The organism is Micromonospora sp. URMC 103 (assembly GCF_051386435.1).
Classification (GTDB): Bacteria; Actinomycetota; Actinomycetes; order Mycobacteriales; family Micromonosporaceae; genus Micromonospora.
The window spans coordinates 405,236-422,029 of record NZ_JBPQTR010000006.1 but is presented as its reverse complement, the minus strand read 5'-3'; the positions used below and the strand labels follow the sequence as shown (position 1 = coordinate 422,029).

Sequence of the window (16,794 nt, the reverse complement as noted above, 5' to 3'; positions counted from 1 at the left end):
GGCGGTCAGTCTTCGGTGACGGCCCGGTAGGCGTCCTCGATGCGGGCCGCCAGCAGCACCTCGCCCTCGGTGAGCGGGGAGTTGCCGTGCCCCACCCGGATCTGCGTCTCGTCGGCCCGGCGGCTGATCTCGGGACGCAGGTGGAGGGCGTCCGCCACCACCTTGACCCGCTCGGTCAGTGCGGCATGCTGGCTGTCGTCGATGACGAGGGTGCGTCGAATCTGCTCGCCCTCCCGGGTCCACCCGGAGAGCAGGGTCAGCGCGTCGGAGAGGTAGTCCTGCTGCTTCGCCCGGCCGTTGAACAGCACGCGCATCACCGCACCTCCCAGGCGCCGTTGCCGGCTTGTGGCCAAATCGTCGCCGTCCCGTGTCTTGTTCGGTGGTTTCCAGTCTTGTCGCCTCACGGCACGTGTGTCCACGCCCACACTTCCGGGTTCTCCTGACCTAGCGGCCGGTTACGGTACCCAAACCGCCGATTGATCTGGCACGCTGGACGGCCGTGCGGACCGAACGGGCGAGTGGCGGCGGGCAGGCCGCGCGGCGGGACCTCAAGGTGATCGTCGGCGCGGCGATCATCCAGGACGGGCGGGTCCTCGCCTGTGCGCGTTCCGCGCCGCCCGAGGTCGCCGGGATGTGGGAGTTCCCCGGCGGCAAGGTCGAGCCGGGGGAGTCGGAGACCGACGCGCTGGTGCGGGAGTGCGCCGAGGAACTCGCCGTACGCGTGGAGATCGGCGACCGGGTCGGCCGCAACGTGAAGATGGCCCACGGCCGTTCGGTGCTCAAGGTGTACGCGGCCCGCCTGCTCCACGACGACGAACCCCAGCCGCTGGAGCACTCGGCGCTGCGCTGGCTCTCCGCCACCGAGCTGGATTCGGTGACCTGGCTGCCGGCCGACGCGCCGATCGTGGCCGCCCTGCGTCCCCTCCTCAAGGCCGACTGACCCGGCCCCGCGCCCCGACGCCGACGGACCGCCCGGCCCGGCGACCCGGCCGCCACCCCGTTGATCATGAAGTTGTTGCCGGGACACGCCGGAGATCCGGGCGACAACTTCATGATCAACCGCGCTGGGTCGGGGACCGGACCGGCTCGGGGACGGGGTGGGGGACAACGGGACGGGGGCCGGCGGCAACAGCCGCGGCCCCCGTCATCGTGGACGTGCTCAGTGCTTGTCCTGCTCCGGGTGGGCGAAGTTCAGGTGCTCCGGCGGCAGCGGGAACGTGACGTCGTCACCGAACGGCGACGGCGCGGCGGCCCGGTCGAACGTGAGCTCCGTGAGCGGGAGCTTGCCCCGCTCGTCCACCGCCGGCGCGGTCGGGTGCGGCACCTCGCGGTGCCAGTTGACACCGCTCTGCGCCTGCGCCTCGGCCTGCGGGTCGTGCGAGCCACCCGCGTGCGAGTGCACACCGCCCCGGCTGGTGCTGGGCGTCGCCGGACCGGCGGCACGGGCGCTGGTCACGCTGCTCTGGGGCGTCTCACCCCGACGGAAGATCTTGCTACCAAGCCACACAAGGGGATCGTACCTGCGGTCGACGACCCGCTCCTTCATGGGGATGATCCCGTTGTCAGTGATCTTGATGTGCTCGGGGCAGACCTCCGTGCAGCACTTGGTGATGTTGCAGTAGCCGAGGCCCATCTCCGACTGCGCGTACTGCTTGCGGTCGGCCCGGGTGTCGAGAGGGTGCATGTCCAGCTCGGCGGCCCGGATGAAGAACCGTGGGCCGGAGAACGCCGGCTTGTTCTCCTCGTGGTCCCGGATCACGTGACACACGTTCTGGCAGAGGAAGCACTCGATGCACTTGCGGAACTCCTGCGAGCGCTCGACGTCGACCTGCTGCATCCGGTAGTCGCCGGGCGCCACGTCCTCGGGCGGCGCGAACGCCGGCGTCTCCCGGGCCTTCTCGTAGTTGAACGAGACGTCCGTGACGAGGTCCCGGATGACCGGAAACGTCCGCAACGGGGTGACCGTGACGGTCTCCTCCTGTTCGAACGTGGACATCCGGGTCATGCAGGCCAGGCGCGGCTTGCCGTTGATCTCCATGGAGCAGGAGCCGCACTTGCCCGCCTTGCAGTTCCAGCGGCAGGCGAGATCCGGCGCGTCGGTGGCCTGGAGCCGGTGGATGACGTCGAGGACGACCTCGCCCTCGTTCACCTCGACCACGTAGTCCTGCAGGTCGCCACCGCTGTCGTCGCCCCGCCAGATGCGGAACTGCCGCTTCGCGGCCGCGTCGCCGGCCGCCGGGGAGTTTCGCTCAGCCATCTCGTCAGCTCTCCTTCTCAGCGAGGGCGTCGAACTCCGCGAGTTCCTCGTCCGTCAGGTACTTGGCCAGCTCGGCGCGGTCGAACAACGTGATCAGCTCGGGGCGCATCTTCGGCAGCGGCTTGCGGGTCAGCTGCACCGTGTCGCCCTCCAGCGAGCAGACCAGGTTCACCCGACGCCACTGCGGGTCCATCGTGGGGTGGTCCTCACGGGTGTGGCCGCCGCGCGACTCCCGCCGCTCCAGCGCGGCCTTCGCCGTGCACTCGGAGACGAGCAGCATGTTGCGCAGATCCAGGGCCAGGTGCCAGCCCGGGTTGTAACGGCGCCCCCCGGACGCGCTCACCTTGGCGACCCGCTCGCGCAGCTCGGCGAGGCGGACCAGCGCGTCGGCCAGCTCCCCCTCCCGGCGGATGATGCCGACCAGGTCACCCATGACCGCCTGGAGGTCCTGCTGGAGGACGTACGGGCTCTCCCCGGTGTCCCGCTGCAGCGGCGCGAGCGCCGTCTCCACCGCCGCCTCGACGGCCTGCACGGGCACCTTCGGGCGGGCCGCGAGGCCGTCGTTGTAGGTGGCCGCGTGGCCGCCCGCGCGCTTGCCGAACACCAGCAGGTCGGACAGCGAGTTGCCGCCGAGCCGGTTGGAGCCGTGCATGCCGCCGGACACCTCACCGGCCGCGAAGAGGCCACGCACGTGGCCCGCCGCGGCGCCCGAGTCCGGGTCGACCTCGACGCCGCCCATCACGTAGTGGCAGGTGGGACCCACCTCCATGGGCTCCCGGGTGATGTCGACGTCGGCCAGCTCCTTGAACTGGTGGTACATCGAGGGCAGCCGGCGGCGGATCTCGTCGGCCGACTTGCGGCTCGCGATGTCCAGGAAGACGCCGCCGGCGGGAGTGCCCCGGCCGGCCTTGACCTCGCTGTTGATGGCCCGGGCCACCTCGTCGCGCGGCAGCAGCTCCGGCGGGCGGCGGTTGTTGTCCGGGTCGGTGTACCAGCGGTCCGCCTCCTCCTCCGTCTCCGCGTACTGCTTGCGGAAGACGTCGGGGACGTAGTCGAACATGAACCGCTTGCCGTCGGAGTTCTTCAGCACGCCGCCGTCACCCCGGACCGACTCGGTCACGAGGATGCCCTTCACCGAGGGCGGCCAGACCATGCCGGTCGGGTGGAACTGGAGGAACTCCATGTTGATGAGCGTCGCCCCGGCGCGCAGCGCGAGCGCGTGACCGTCCCCCGTGTACTCCCAGGAGTTCGAGGTGACCTTGTAGGACCGACCCACCCCGCCGGTGGCCAGCACCACGGCCGGCGTCTCGAACAGGACGAACTCGCCGGACTCCCGGTAGTAGCCGAACGCCCCGGCGATCCGGTCGCCGTCGAGCAGCAGCTCGGTGATGGTGGTCTCGGAGAAGACCTTGATGCGCGCCTCGTAGTCGCCGTACTCGGCCTTGTCCTCCTGCTGGAGGGAGACGATCTTCTGCTGGAGGGTGCGGATCAGCTCCAGGCCGGTGCGGTCGCCGACGTGCGCCAGCCGCGGGTACTCGTGGCCGCCGAAGTTGCGCTGGGAGATCTTGCCGTCCTTCGTACGGTCGAAGAGCGCCCCGTACGTCTCCAGCTCCCAGATGCGCTGCGGCGACTCCTTCGCGTGCAGCTCGGCCATCCGGAAGTTGTTCAGGAACTTGCCGCCGCGCATGGTGTCGCGGAAGTGCACCTGCCAGTTGTCGCGCGGGTTCACGTTGCCCATGGCGGCCGCCGCGCCGCCCTCGGCCATCACCGTGTGCGCCTTGCCGAAGAGCGACTTCGAGATGATCGCCGTCTTCTTGCCGGCGAGCCGGGCCTCGATCGCCGCGCGCAGGCCGGCGCCCCCGGCGCCGATCACGACGACGTCGTAGTGGTGTCGTTCGATGCGAGTGGTAGTCGTCATGTCCAGGCCCTCTAGTTGATGAACCGCAGGTCGGGGAACCACTCGGCCGCGACCGCCATGACGTAGAAGTCGGTCAGCGCCAGGGTGCCGAGCGTGATCCAGGCGAGCTGCATGTGCCGGACGTTGAGCCAGGACACGCCGGTCCAGGCCCGGTAGCGCAGCGGGTGCTTGGAGAAGTGCTTGAGCCGCCCGCCGATGATGTGCCGGCAGGAGTGGCAGGAGATGGTGTACGCCCAGAGCATCACCACGTTGCCGATCAGGATGAGGTTGCCCAGCCCGAACCCGAAGCCCTTCGGCGAGTGGAAGGCGAGGATGGCGTCGTAGGTGTTGATCAGCGAGATGATCGCGGCGGCGTAGAAGAAGTAGCGGTGCAGGTTCTGCCCGAGCAGCGGGAAGCGGGTCTCACCGCTGTACGTCTGGTGCCCGTCCGGCACGGCGCAGGCCGGCGGCGAGAGCCAGAACGACCGGTAGTACGCCTTGCGGTAGTAGTAGCAGGTCAGCCGGAACAGCAGCAGGAAGGGCAGGGTCAGCGCGGCGTCCGGGATGATCCACCAGCCGGGGAGGAACTGCCCGAAGTGCGACGCGTTCTCGACGCACCGGTCCGTCACGCACGGGGAGTAGAACGGGGTGAGGTAGTGGAAATCCTCGACCCAGTAAAAATCGTGCATGAAGACCCGCACCGTCGCGTACGCCACCCAGGCGGTGAGCCCGACGACGGTGATGAGCGGGGCGAACCACCAGCGGTCGGTGCGCAACGTCTTCGCCGTGATGGCGGCGCGCGCCCGCGCCCCCAGCGGCCTCGTTGCCGTTGATGTCATTCGAGTCGTCTCCTCGACGGGGGCCCGCAGGCGCGGGCGGATCTTCCTCCGGTCGGCACGCGGACCGGAGGACCCGCACCCGCTTGCCACGTCATGCGCACACCAACGACCGCGCCGGAGGCACCGGCGCAGCTAAGTGACACACGTTACGCCGATCTCCGCGGGCCGTCCGCGCAAGGCAGTGTCCCGTGTGTCCAGCCTGCGCAGAAGCCCCAGCACGATGATCGATGTGACGATGTTAAGAAGGTCACTGCCTGGCGGTGACAGCGGGGGTACCGCCAGGCCGGCGTGGCCCTGCGTCGCGCCTCGGGCCGGGTCAGCCGGAGGCGCCGCCGGTGAAGTGCCAGGAGGCCAACCGCACCGGCGGGGCCTCCCACCACACACCGTCCACCCGGTCCGGTTGGCGGACCGGACGCCGTCCGACGCCGAGCACGGCGCCCGGCCCGAGCGCGCGGGGATACGACTCGGTGAAGCGGAAGTCGCGGACGGCGCCCGTCACCACGCCGTCCTCGACGAGCCACACCCCGTTGCGGGTCAGGCCCGTGACCACGAGGCTCTTCGGGTCGAGCACCCGCGTGTACCAGAGGTCGCTCACCAGCAGCCCGCGCCCGACCTGCGCGACCAGGGCGGCCGTGTCGGGGTCCGCCACCGCGCCGGTGGCGGCGTCCGGCGCCGCCGTACCTCCCGTGGCGCCGGCGAGCCTCAGGTTGCGGGCCATCGGGCCGAAGCCTCCGCCGCCGGCCACGGCGTGCCCCGTGGACTCGGCGCCCGCCTCCGCGGCCGTCCGCCGGTCGTGCGCCACCGTGCGCGTGGTGCCGGCCTCGACGAGGGTCACCGCCCGCCGCGGCGTCCCCTCGGCGTCGAACGGCAACCCGGCCGCGCCGAGCGGGTCGTCGACCAGGGTGACCGCCGGGTCGAACTGCGCGACGCCCGGCTCGGCGAAGGACTGCCGCTCGACGTACCGCTTGCCGTTGAAGCCGAACCAGCACAGGTTCTGCAGCAGGTCCGCCACGGCGGCCGGCTCGAACACCACCTCGTATCGGCCCGGCGGCAACTCCACAGGGGTCGCCGCCGCGCGGGCCTTGCCCGCGGCCCGCGCGCCCAGCGCCGCGCCGTCGAGGTCGGCCAGCCGGTCGGCGCAGAGCCGGGCCACCCCGTCGGCGCCGCCGGTGCGCGCGATGCCGTCCATGGCGGCCTCGACCGAGCGGCCGTACGCCGTGTGCCCGGCGGTGTTCGCGAAGGCCGACGACCGGTGGGCGGTGCGGCAGTAGCCGGCCGTCTCCAGCCCCTCGGCGGCCGCCACGAACGCACGGACCCGCTCGGCCCGCTCGTCCGGGTCGGCGTGGGCGGTGGCCTCGTCGACAGGTCCCCCGGCCCCCGTCGGGGTGGGCGGGGTGAGGCCCGGCCACGCCGGGTCCGGAGGGCAGAGCCGGGCGGCGGCCAGGGTGCGTTCGACGAGCGCGCGCAGCCCGGCCGGGCTCACCACGCTGCCGCTGCCCGCGGCGGTCCGGCCGTCGACGTGCACCCGCAGCCGGACGCCGACGGTCGACTCGGCGACGTTCTGGTGGATGAAGGAGTTGGCGAACCGGGTCAGCGCCAGGTCGGCCCGGGTCACCACCGCCTCGGCCTCGGCGGCCGGACCGCCGAGACGGCGGACCAGCTCGACCACCTGACCGGCGAGCTCCAGCTCGGTCATGCCCGCACCCCCACCCGGACGTTGCGGAACCGGGCCGGCGCGGCGGGATGGCCCGTGTGCCCCGTCTGCCCCGGCTGGCCCTTGCCGCAGTTCGGGGTGCCCCAGGCGACGGTCTCCGAGGAGAGCATGTCCATCGACCGCCAGAAGAGCGGGCCGATCCCCGTGTAGGTCGGGTTGCGCAGCATCCGGCCGCGCCGCCCCTTCTTCACCTCCCAGCCGACCTCGCACCCGAACTGGAAGTTGAGCCGCTTGTCGTCGATGGACCAGGAGCGGTTAAGGTCCATGAGCACCCCGTCGTCGGTGGCCGCGATGATCTCCTCCAGGGTGTGCGGGCCGGGCTCGAGGCCGACGTTGGTCATCCGCACCATGGGCAGGCGCGCCCAGCCGTCGGCACGTACGCTCCCGCCGTAGTCGAGACCGGCGACGGCGGCCGAGTCGCGCCCGGCGAGCACACCCACCCACCGTCCCTCGCGGACGGCGTCCCGCTTCACGGCCGGTGATCCCTCGTCGTCGAAACCGAAGCTGCCCAGCGCGCCGGGGATGGTCGGGTCGATGGTGACGTTCATGAGGTCCGAGCCGTAGCGCAGCGTGCCGAGCTGGGCCAGGTCCAGCCAGGACGTGCCGGCGAAGGCGGCCTCCCAGCCGAGGATCCGGTCGAGTTCGATGGCGTGACCGACCGACTCGTGGATCTGCAGGGCGAGCTGCTCACCGCCGAGGATGAGGTCGGTCTCGCCGGAGGGGCAGAGCGGCGCGGTGAGCAGCGCCCGCGACTCCTCGGCGATGCGCGCGGCGTGCGCGGCCAGGTCGAGTGACGTGACCAGCTCCCAGCCGGTGGTGCCGTACTGGCCGCGGTAGCTCGGGTAGGAGCGGCGCTGGGTCTCGCCGTCGCCGATCGAGGTGGCGGAGATGCCGCCGCCGCACTCGCGGATGCGCTGGTCGATCCGGTGCCCCTCGCTGGAGACGAACCACTTCGCGGTGTCCCAGATCTGGTAGAGGCCCTCGGCGATGTCGGCGCCGTGCGCGGCCATCGTGGCGGTGGCGCCGACCAGCAGGTCGCCCTTGTCCGACAGGGAAACGCCGAGTGGGTCGACCTCGCAGGCCGAGGCCCAGGTCGCGGTGGCCGGGTCGGCGGGCACCAGGTCGACGGGCGGGCCGGGGACCCGCGCGCTCGCGGCGGCGATCCGGGCGGCCCGGCGGCCGGCGTCCCGGGCCGCGGCGTCGGTGAGGTCGGGTACGGCGTGGAAGCCCCAGCTCGACCCGACGAGCGCCCGGACGCCCAGGCCGACACTCTCGTCCTGGGTCAGCTCCTCGATCTCACCGTTGCGCGCCGACATGGACTCGTAGCGCCGGTGCATCACCCGCGCGTCGGCGTACCGCGCCCCGGCGTCCAGGGCGGCCTGCACGGCGGCGGTCGCGGCGTCGAACTCGCTCATGCGACCGACCCTAGGCGAGCCGCCCGACATCCGTCAGGCGTGATCGACACCAGCTCGCCGACGTGGCGGTATCCAATGTGCCGGGACACCGCCATATCGGGGAAACGGAGTCGATCAACCCGTCGTTCGCCGCCGACAGGGCGGCGGGTAGGGAATCGCGATGGATGAATGTGCTGGTGAGGGCTGTTCACAGCCGTTGCCGAGTCGTTACGCTGACGGCCGCTGACAGTCTGCCGACGTGTAGCTTATTTTCACCCTCAGGACTTTCCTGTAAGTTCTCTTCGTCACTGAGGGAGGCGGTCGTGGTCGGTCCGGAGTCGGCGCCGTCCGGGCAACCGGGCGATCGCCCCAGTGTTCCGGAGCAGCGCAGCAGCGACGACCCCTACCTGCGGGTACGGGACCTGCGGGTGCGGTTCGACACCACCGACGGCGTGGTCCGCGCGGTCGACGGGGTGTCCTTCGCGGTGGAGCGCGGTCGCACGCTCGGCATCGTCGGCGAGTCCGGCTCGGGCAAGAGCGTCACGTCGCTGGCCGTCCTCGGCCTGCACGACCCCCGGCGCAGCACCACCACCGGCGAGATCTTCGTGGGCGGCCGCCAGCTCGTCGGCCTGCCCGAGGAGGAGGTACGCCGGCTGCGCGGCCGCGACATGGCGATGATCTTCCAGGACCCGCTCTCCGCGCTGCACCCGTACTACACCGTCGGGAAGCAGATCGCCGAGGCGTACCGGGTGCACCACCCGCGGGCCGGGAAGCGGGAGGCCCGCCAGCGGGCGGTCGACATGCTCGGCCGGGTCGGCATCCCGCAGCCGGCGCGCCGCTTCGACCAGTATCCGCACGAGTTCTCCGGCGGCATGCGCCAGCGGGCGATGATCGCCATGGCACTGGTGAACGACCCGGACCTGCTCATCGCCGACGAGCCGACCACCGCTCTGGACGTCACCGTGCAGGCGCAGATCCTCGACCTGCTCGCCGACCTCCAGGCCGAGTTCCACAGCGCGATCATCATGATCACGCACGACCTGGGCGTGGTCAGCCAGGTGGCCGACGACGTGCTCGTGATGTACGGCGGGCGGGCCGTCGAGCACGGCAGCGTCGAGCAGGTGCTGCGCCGGCCGCAGCACCCGTACACCTGGGGGTTGCTCTCCAGCGTGCCCTCGCTGCACGGCGACGCGGACGCGGACCTCCTGCCGATTCGCGGCAACCCGCCGAGCCTCATCAACCTGCCTCCCGGCTGCGCCTTCCACCCGCGCTGCCGGTACGCGGACCGCAACGGCGACCGGTCCCGCACCGAGGTTCCGGAACTGGGCCCGACCGGCGAGGACGGCCACCTGGTGGCCTGCCACCTGGCCGCCGAGGAACGGGTCCGGCTGTACCGCGAGGAGGTCGCACAGGTGGGAGTCGCCCGATGAGTGTCCAGGTGGACGAGGCGCGGGTCGGGTCGGGCGCGGAGGTCGAGCCGCTGCTGCGGGTACGCGCGCTGACCAAGCACTTTCCGGTGGGCGGCCTGCGCGGCCGCAACCTGGTGCGGGCCGTGGACGGGCTGGACTTCGAGGTGCGGCCGGGGGAGACGCTCGGCCTGGTGGGCGAGTCCGGCTGCGGCAAGACCACGACGGGGCGGATGCTCGTGCGCCTGCTCGAGCCAACCGCGGGCAGCATCGAGTTCGAGGGACGAGACATCACGCACGCCGGTCGGCGTGAGCTGCGTCCCCTGCGCCAGGACCTCCAGATCATCTTCCAGGACCCGTACGCCTCGCTGAACCCCCGGCACACGGTCGGCCGGATCATCGCGATGCCGTTGCAGGTCAACGGGGTCAAGCCGCCCGGCGGCGTGAAGGCGCGGGTGCAGGAACTGCTGGAGATCGTCGGGCTCAACCCGGAGCACTACAACCGGTACCCGCACGAGTTCTCCGGCGGGCAGCGGCAGCGGATCGGCATCGCCCGGGCCCTGGCGCTGCGGCCGAAGCTCATCGTCGCCGACGAGCCGGTCTCCGCCCTCGACGTCTCCATCCAGGCGCAGGTCATCAACCTGCTGCGCGAGTTGCAGCGGGACCTCGGGCTGGCGTTCGTGTTCATCGCACACGACCTGGCGGTGGTGCGGCACTTCTGCCAGCGGGTCGCCGTCATGTACCTGGGCAAGATCGTCGAGATCGGGGAGCGGGCGGACATCTACGAGCGGCCGCAACATCCGTACACCCGGGCGCTGCTCTCGGCCATTCCCGACGTCACGAAGCTGGGCCCCGGCGGCCGCATCCGGCTGGCGGGCGACGTGCCCACGCCGCTGGACCCGCCGTCGGGCTGCCGATTCCGCACCCGCTGCTGGAAGGCGCAGGAGGTCTGCGCGACCGAGGAGCCCGCGCTGGTGCCGCGGGACGGTGGCGCCCAGGCCGCGGCCTGCCACTTTCCGGAGGCCGGGCCCGTCGCCGTCGAGACCGCCGGTCCGGCGGACCCGACCGTCGAGGAGGTGTCGAAGTGAGCCTCTCCCCGGTGGAGGGTGTCGCGCTGGCCGAGATCGAGTCCGGCGGCGACGCCGGGGCGCCGGAGCGGCGGGACGTCGTCGGCCGCTCGCCCGGCCAGCTCGCCTGGCTCCGGCTGCGCCGCGACCGCACGGCGATGGTCAGCGGCGGCATGCTGGTCTTCTTCATGGTGCTGGCGCTGGTCGCCCCTTTGATCGAGATGGCCTACGGCATCAGCCCGCGCGAGCAGTTCCAGAACCTGCTCGACGGCTTCGGCATGCCGCTCGGGTACGCCGGCGGCGTCTCGGGTGACCACTGGTTCGGGCTGGAGCCGGGGCTCGGGCGGGACATCTTCATCCGGCTGATCTACGGCCTGCGTACGTCGTTGTTCATTGCCTTCGCGGCCGCCGTCATCACGGCGACCATCGGGATCGTCCTCGGTACGCTCGCCGGCTACCTCGGCGGCTGGCTGGACACGGCGATCAACTGGATCACCGACCTCACGCTGGCCATGCCGTTCCTCGTCATCGCGCTGGCGCTGACCCCGACCCTCGTGCTGCGTTTCTACGGCGAGCGGGAGCAGGTCTCCTCGGCGTTCGGCGTGGGCGTGCTCATCGCGGTGTTCGCGGTCTTCGGCTGGACGAGCACGGCCCGGCTGGTCCGCGGCCAGGTGATCGCGCTGCGGGAGCGCGAGTTCGTCGAGGCCGCCAAGGCCAGCGGCGCCGGGCTCGGGCACATGCTCTTCCGGCAGCTGCTGCCGAACATCTGGGCGCCGATCCTCGTGTCGTTCTCGCTGGCCGTGCCGCAGTTCATCACGAGCGAGGCGGCGCTCTCGTTCATCGGCGTCGGGCTGAGCGACGAGACTCCGAGCTTCGGCCGGATGATCTACCGCAGCCTCGACTACCTGCAGACCGACCCGGCGTACGTGTTCTTCCCGGGCATCATGATCTTCGCGCTGGTGTTCGCCTTCAACCTCTTCGGCGACGCGCTGCGTGACGCGCTCGACCCGAAGTCGTCCCGGTGAGGGCTGTCGGTATGAGCGCGAGGAGTGCGGCGGAGCGGAGCCCCGCAGTCGCGAATGGAGAGAGGCTCTGATGGCGCGATTCCTGGTCAAGCGGCTCTTCTCCGCCACGCTGACCCTGTTCGCGGTGAGCGTGCTGACGTTCCTCATGTTCTTCGCGCTGCCGCGCGACCCGGTCACCGGCATGTGCCCGAAGAACTGCAACCCGGAGCGGCTGGAGCGGGTCCGCGACGAGCTGGGCCTCAACGATCCGCTGGTCACGCAGTACGCCGGCTACATGAAGGGCATCGTCACCGGCCGGGACCTGGGCAGCGCCCAGGGCGGGCACTGCGACGCGCCCTGCCTGGGCTGGTCGTACGTCACCAACGAGGCGGTCTCGGACACCATCGCGCGGGTGCTGCCCGTGACGTTGAGCATCGTGATCCCGGCGGCGGTCCTCTGGCTGCTGCTCGGGGTGGGGCTCGGCATGATCTCCGCGCTGCGCCGGGGCACGTGGTTGGACCGGCTCGCCATCGGCTTCTCGCTGACCGGCGCGTCGTTGCAGCTCTACTTCGTGGGCGCGGTGCTGCTGCTGGTCTTCGTCTACAACCTGCGGCTGCTGCCGGTGCCCAGCTACACGTCGATCCTCGACAATCCGTTGAAGTGGGCGAGCGGTCTCGTCCTCGCGTGGGTGTCGCTGGCGTTCCTCTTCTCCGCCATCTACGCCCGGCTGTCGCGCGCGCAGATGCTGGAGACCCTGTCGGAGGACTTCGTCCGCACGGCGCGGGCGAAGGGCCTGGCCAAACCGAAGGTGTACGGCCGGCACGCGTTGCGCGCCGCCATCACGCCCGTGGTGACGATCGCCGGCCTCGACGTCGGGGGCGCGCTCGGCGGCACGGTGATCACCGAGACCACCTTCGGCATCCAGGGGCTGGGCCGCACCGCCGTGGACGCGGTGCGCTCCGGTGACCTGCCCACCATCATGGCCACCGTGCTGATCGCCGCGGTCTTCGTGGTGCTCGCGAACGTGCTCGTCGACCTGCTGTACGCGGCCATCGACCCCCGGGTGCGGCTGCGCTGACCGGGCCGCCACCGGCCCGGTGAAGGGCGGTCGGACGGCGGTGAAATTTATCGACAACTGTTACACAACTCGTAGGTTTTCTTCTTTACGATCCTCGGGACGTCGGCGGTTCCACCTCCGGCGACCGCAGACAGATGGGTGGAGGAGGTAGGAGATGCGACCACGCGTGGCGGCCGCCGCTGGCGGCGCGATCGCACTGGTTGTGGCACTGGGTGCCTGCTCGAAGAACACGGGCGAGGGCACCACCGTGGACACCAACCGTACGCAGACCGGGGTCATCGCGACCGACCCGAAGGACTCCCAGGGGCCGGCCGCCGAGGTGGCCGGGGCGCAGAAGGGCGGCACCTTCACCATCATCCGGGAGACCCCCATCTCCCACCTCGACCCGCAGCGGACGTACTCGTTCGCCGGTCTGATGGCCAACCCGCTCTTCGCCCGCTACCTCACCACCTGGAAGGACGACGGCAAGGGCGGCCTCGTCCTCGTCGGCGACCTGGCCGAGACGCCCGGGACCAACGTCAACAACGACTGCAAGGTCTGGGAATTCAAGATCAAGGACGGGGTGAAGTTCGAGGACGGGCGGCCGATCACCTCCAAGGAGATCGCGTACGGCATCGCCCGCTCCTTCGACCCGGACCTCACGAGCGGCCCGACCTACATCCAGGAGTGGCTCGCCGACAGCCCGCAGTTCGACACCAAGTGGGACTTCAAGAAGAACAAGGGCTCGCTGCCGCCGGGGCTCACCACGCCGGACGACAAGACGCTGCGCTTCGAGTTCACCAAGCCCCGCTGTGACCTGCCGTTCGCGGTGTCGCTGCCCACCACGGCGCCGCTGCCGCCGGACAAGGACACCGGCGTCAACCTCGACACCCGGCCGTTCTCGTCCGGGCCGTACAAGATCGCTTCGAACCAGGTCGGCGTGAAGCTCACCCTCGACCGGAACACCAACTGGGACCCGAACACGGACCCGGTCCGGCACCAGTACCCGGACCAGTTCGTCTGGACCTTCGGCCCGACCGCCGACGCCGCCAACAACCGGGTCATCGCCGACAACGGTGCCGACCAGAGCGCGGTCGCCTTCAACTTCGTGCCCGCCTCGCTGGTGGCCAAGGTGGCCGGCGACGCGGCGCTGAAGTCCCGCACCATCCTCTCGCCGACCCCGAGCGCGAACCAGCTCGTCATCAACAACCAGCGGGTCACCGACCTCAAGGTCCGGCAGGCGCTGAACTACGCGATCGACCGCGAAGGGATGATCAAGGCGCTGGGCGGGCAGACCGTCGCCGCGCCGCTCACCACGCTGATGCCGCCGTCGACCATCGGCTTCAAGGCGTACGAGGCGTACCCGGCCGGCCCGACCGGCAACGTCGACAAGGCCAAGGAACTCCTCGGCGGCAAGACCCCGGAGCTGGTCCTCGGCGTCTCCGACGGATCGGTCGAGCAGCAGCAGGGCGCCCAGCTCAAGGCGAACCTCGAGCGGGCCGGCTTCAAGATCACCGTGCGGAACATCCCGGACGACGCGAAGCTCGACGAGATCAAGAAGAAGGACAACCCCTGGGACCTGTACATCGGTAACTGGGCGGCGGACTGGCCGAGCGGCGCCTCGATCCTGCCCGTGCTCTACGACGGCCGCACCATCAAGCCCGAGGGCAACAGCAACCAGTCGTACTTCAACGACCCGGCCATCAACGCCGAGTTCGACCGGATCCTGGCCATGCCCCCGGCGGACCAGGGCCCCGAGTGGGGCAAGCTCGACGAGCGGATCATGAAGGAGCACGCCCCGGTCGTGCCGATGTACGTCGACGTGGCCTACGTGGTGCACGGCTCGAAGGCCGGTGGGGTGTTCATCTCCAGCGTCTTCGGCTACCCGTCGTTCGTGAACGCGTTCGTCAAGCCGTAACGCACCTCCCGGACCGGCCCCCGGTCGACAGCGTCGTCGACCGGGGGCCGCCGTGTCTCCGCGCGCCCTATCCCACGTGGGAGCGGACGAAGTCCAGCTCGAGCTTCAGCAGCCGCTCGGCGAGGCCACCGGCGGCCATGTGCGTGGCGCCGGTCAACGGCAGCACCGAGTGTGGCCGGCCGGCGGCCAGCAGCGCCGCCGACAGGCGCAGCGTGTGCGCGGCCACCACGTTGTCGTCGACCATGCCGTGCACCAGCAGCAGCGGCCGGGCCTGTTCCGAGGCGGTCACCGGCTCGGCGGCCAGCTCGATCAGCGAGTGGTGCGCGTAGACGTCCGCGCCGTCCTCCGGCAGGCCCAGGTAACGCTCGCTGTAGGCCGTGTCGTAGAGCCCCCAGTCGCTGACCGGGGCGCCGGCGATGCCGCAGCGGAACAACTCCGGGTGACGCAGCACCGCGAGGCCCGCCAGCCAGCCGCCGAACGACCACCCCCGCACCGCCACCCGGCCCAGGTCCAGATCCGGGTGCTTGTCGGCGAGCGCGGTCAACGCGTCCACCTGGTCCAGCAGGATCACGTCGGCCACCCGCCGGTGGATCGCCTTCTCGAACGACGGCGCGACGCCGGGCGTCCCGCGGTTGTCCACGACCACCACGGCGAAGCCCGCGTCGGCCCACCACTGCCGCTCCAGCCAGGCCGCCCGGGCGGCCACCACCTCCTGGTGGCCGGGCCCCCCGTAGATGTCCAGCAGCACCGGCAACCGCCGCCCGGTCACATAGCTGTTCGGGTAGAGCACGGCGCTCGGCAGCCGCCGGTCGGTCACCCGCTCCAGCAGCGGCAACGGCGAGTACGGCGGGGTGGCGGCGTGCGAGACGAGCTCCGCCACCTCCTCGTCGCCCCGCCACACGGTCCAGCGGACCCCCGCGTGGTCGAGCGACGCGACCCCCACCACGAGCACGTCGCCGCCGACCGCGGCCGTGTGCCAACCCGAGTCGGTGGTGAGCCGCCGGGCGTCCACCCCGCCGCCGATCGTGGTCCGCACCCGGAACAGGTGCCGCTCGCTCGGCTCGCCGTCGCTCGCCTCGACCAACAGGTCGGCCGGACCGGCCGTGGCGGCCGGCAGCCGGCCCACCACCCGGCGTACGTAGAGCGAGGGCGGGGTGAGCAGCGTGCCGTCGGCGAAGAGGCAGCGGGCGTCGTACCCGTCGTGGGCCAGCTCACCGCCCACCAGCACCCGGCCGTCCGGCAGGTGGGCCGGTGTGCCGGCGATCGGCTCCACCCAGCGCGGGTCGGCCAGTTCGGCGTGCACCTGGGTCTCGCCGGTGCGCGGGTCGACCGCGAGCACGAGGCCGTGCTGCTGGGACCGGCGCAGCACCGTGATGAGCGGCCCGCCCTCGGACCAGCTCACCGCGGTCAGGTACGGGTAGGTCTCGCGGTCCCAGTGCACGTCGACCCAGCCGCCGTCGAGGTCGAGCAGGTGCAGACTGACCTCCGCGTTCGGCCCTCCGGCCTGCGGGTACGCGACGGCGACCGGCGGGCTCGCCGGGTCGGCCGGGTCGTGCAGGTGCCACCGGCCCAGCCGGGACTCGTCCACCCGGGCCGCGAGCACGCAGCGGCCGTCCGGCGCCCACCAGTAGCCACGGAACCGCCCGAACTCCTCGGCCGCGATGTGCTCGGCGAGACCCCAGGTCACCCCCGCGTCCTCCCCGGCGAGCAGGGTGTCCGTGCCGTCGGAGTCGACCACCCGCAGCTCGCCACGGCGGACCCCGTCGGCGGCGTCGGTGACGTACGCGAGCCGCTCGCCGGCCGGGTCCGGACGCGGGTCGAGGACCGGCCCCACGGCGGCCACCTCGACCACGTCGCCGTGCACGAGGTCGGCGCGGAACAGCCGGCCGGCCAGTGCGAAGACCGCCACGCGGCCGGCCGCGTCCAGGGCGTACGAGCCGATGCCGCCCGCGCTGAGGCGCTGCCGCTCACGCAGCGCGCGCTCGCCGGCGGAGAGCGCGCTCGCGTCGGCGTCCGCCCCGAGCAGCGCCGCCGGGTCGGCGACCAACCGCTCCTCCCCGCTCGCGACGTTCAGGAGCCAGAGCGCGTCGGCCGGGTCCTCCGGACCGGCCGAGCGCAGGAAGATCACCCGGGAGCCGTCGTCGGCCACGGAGACGGCGCGCGGCGCACCGTGGCTGAACCGGCGGGTACGGGCGGCCAGCTCCGGATAGTCCACGGCCAGATCGTAAGGCGGTTGCCGGG

Annotated in this window: 13 protein-coding genes; 6 read left to right on the top strand and 7 right to left on the bottom strand. The window is 71.6% G+C overall.

The window, feature by feature from the left end; genetic code table 11:
- Positions 1-5 precede the first annotated feature (5 nt).
- The gene (locus ACSNOA_RS28170; RefSeq protein WP_436662806.1) at positions 6-314 is read right to left on the bottom strand and encodes a 4a-hydroxytetrahydrobiopterin dehydratase; all 309 of its coding nucleotides are present in this window, start codon (positions 312-314) and stop codon (positions 6-8) included.
- Between the two features lie 185 nt (positions 315-499).
- Between ACSNOA_RS28170 and ACSNOA_RS28165 the strand changes: the two genes are divergently transcribed.
- A complete protein-coding gene (locus tag ACSNOA_RS28165) occupies positions 500-940 on the top strand; it encodes a (deoxy)nucleoside triphosphate pyrophosphohydrolase (protein ID WP_436662805.1) in 441 nt (146 codons plus the stop codon).
- Between the two features lie 219 nt (positions 941-1,159).
- Here ACSNOA_RS28165 and ACSNOA_RS28160 read toward each other — a convergent pair whose 3' ends face one another.
- From ACSNOA_RS28160 to ACSNOA_RS28140, 5 genes are all read right to left on the bottom strand, one after another.
- Entirely contained in the window at positions 1,160-2,257 is a 1,098-nt protein-coding gene (locus ACSNOA_RS28160) for a succinate dehydrogenase/fumarate reductase iron-sulfur subunit (RefSeq protein WP_436662804.1), read from the bottom strand.
- A 4-nt stretch (positions 2,258-2,261) separates the two neighbouring features.
- Positions 2,262-4,175 carry a fumarate reductase/succinate dehydrogenase flavoprotein subunit gene (locus ACSNOA_RS28155; protein ID WP_436662803.1) on the bottom strand — a complete coding sequence of 638 codons (1,914 nt, stop codon included), beginning with the start codon at positions 4,173-4,175 and terminating at the stop codon, positions 2,262-2,264.
- Between the two features lie 11 nt (positions 4,176-4,186).
- Positions 4,187-4,993: a hypothetical protein gene (locus ACSNOA_RS28150; protein WP_436662802.1), complete on the bottom strand. Its 807-nt coding sequence runs from the start codon at positions 4,991-4,993 to the stop codon at positions 4,187-4,189.
- Between the two features lie 316 nt (positions 4,994-5,309).
- Positions 5,310-6,689, bottom strand: coding sequence for a TldD/PmbA family protein (locus ACSNOA_RS28145; RefSeq protein ID WP_436662801.1), 1,380 nt, complete (start codon positions 6,687-6,689; stop codon positions 5,310-5,312).
- Positions 6,686-8,122, bottom strand: a complete 1,437-nt coding sequence (locus ACSNOA_RS28140; RefSeq protein WP_436662800.1) for a TldD/PmbA family protein — start codon at positions 8,120-8,122, stop codon at positions 6,686-6,688. Before ACSNOA_RS28140 ends, ACSNOA_RS28145 begins: the two co-directional genes overlap by 4 nt.
- A gap of 302 nt (positions 8,123-8,424) precedes the next feature.
- Here ACSNOA_RS28140 and ACSNOA_RS28135 point away from each other — a divergent pair, with 302 nt between their 5' ends.
- The 5 genes from ACSNOA_RS28135 to ACSNOA_RS28115 all read left to right on the top strand — a co-directional run bounded on the left by ACSNOA_RS28135 (position 8,425) and on the right by ACSNOA_RS28115 (position 14,553).
- On the top strand, positions 8,425-9,531 hold the full coding sequence (locus ACSNOA_RS28135) for an ABC transporter ATP-binding protein (protein ID WP_436662799.1): 1,107 nt from the start codon (positions 8,425-8,427) through the stop codon (positions 9,529-9,531).
- Positions 9,528-10,595, top strand: a complete 1,068-nt coding sequence (locus tag ACSNOA_RS28130) for an ABC transporter ATP-binding protein (protein ID WP_436662798.1) — start codon at positions 9,528-9,530, stop codon at positions 10,593-10,595. Before ACSNOA_RS28135 ends, ACSNOA_RS28130 begins: the two co-directional genes overlap by 4 nt.
- Positions 10,592-11,599 carry an ABC transporter permease gene (locus ACSNOA_RS28125; RefSeq protein WP_436662797.1) on the top strand — a complete coding sequence of 336 codons (1,008 nt, stop codon included), beginning with the start codon at positions 10,592-10,594 and terminating at the stop codon, positions 11,597-11,599. Before ACSNOA_RS28130 ends, ACSNOA_RS28125 begins: the two co-directional genes overlap by 4 nt.
- Before the next feature lie 70 nt (positions 11,600-11,669).
- Entirely contained in the window at positions 11,670-12,656 is a 987-nt protein-coding gene (locus tag ACSNOA_RS28120) for an ABC transporter permease (RefSeq protein WP_436662796.1), read from the top strand.
- Between the two features lie 154 nt (positions 12,657-12,810).
- Positions 12,811-14,553, top strand: a complete 1,743-nt coding sequence (locus ACSNOA_RS28115; protein WP_436662795.1) for an ABC transporter substrate-binding protein — start codon at positions 12,811-12,813, stop codon at positions 14,551-14,553.
- Positions 14,554-14,620: 67 nt separating this feature from the next.
- Here ACSNOA_RS28115 and ACSNOA_RS28110 read toward each other — a convergent pair whose 3' ends face one another.
- Complete coding sequence (locus ACSNOA_RS28110; protein WP_436662794.1) at positions 14,621-16,768, bottom strand: prolyl oligopeptidase family serine peptidase; 2,148 nt, start codon at positions 16,766-16,768, stop codon at positions 14,621-14,623.
- Between the last annotated feature and the right edge of the window lie 26 nt (positions 16,769-16,794).

Bases quoted from the DNA above. Each gene is read 5' to 3' on its own strand.
- ACSNOA_RS28170 (WP_436662806.1), bottom strand. From the start codon at position 314: ATGCGCGTGCTGTTCAACGGCCGGGCGAAGCAGCAGGACTACCTCTCC.
- ACSNOA_RS28160 (WP_436662804.1), bottom strand. From the start codon at position 2,257: ATGGCTGAGCGAAACTCCCCGGCGGCCGGCGACGCGGCCGCGAAGCGG.
- ACSNOA_RS28155 (WP_436662803.1), bottom strand. From the start codon at position 4,175: ATGACGACTACCACTCGCATCGAACGACACCACTACGACGTCGTCGTG.
- ACSNOA_RS28150 (WP_436662802.1), bottom strand. From the start codon at position 4,993: ATGACATCAACGGCAACGAGGCCGCTGGGGGCGCGGGCGCGCGCCGCC.
- ACSNOA_RS28145 (WP_436662801.1), bottom strand. From the start codon at position 6,689: ATGACCGAGCTGGAGCTCGCCGGTCAGGTGGTCGAGCTGGTCCGCCGT.
- ACSNOA_RS28140 (WP_436662800.1), bottom strand. From the start codon at position 8,122: ATGAGCGAGTTCGACGCCGCGACCGCCGCCGTGCAGGCCGCCCTGGAC.
- ACSNOA_RS28130 (WP_436662798.1), top strand. From the start codon at position 9,528: ATGAGTGTCCAGGTGGACGAGGCGCGGGTCGGGTCGGGCGCGGAGGTC.
- ACSNOA_RS28120 (WP_436662796.1), top strand. From the start codon at position 11,670: ATGGCGCGATTCCTGGTCAAGCGGCTCTTCTCCGCCACGCTGACCCTG.
- ACSNOA_RS28115 (WP_436662795.1), top strand. From the start codon at position 12,811: ATGCGACCACGCGTGGCGGCCGCCGCTGGCGGCGCGATCGCACTGGTT.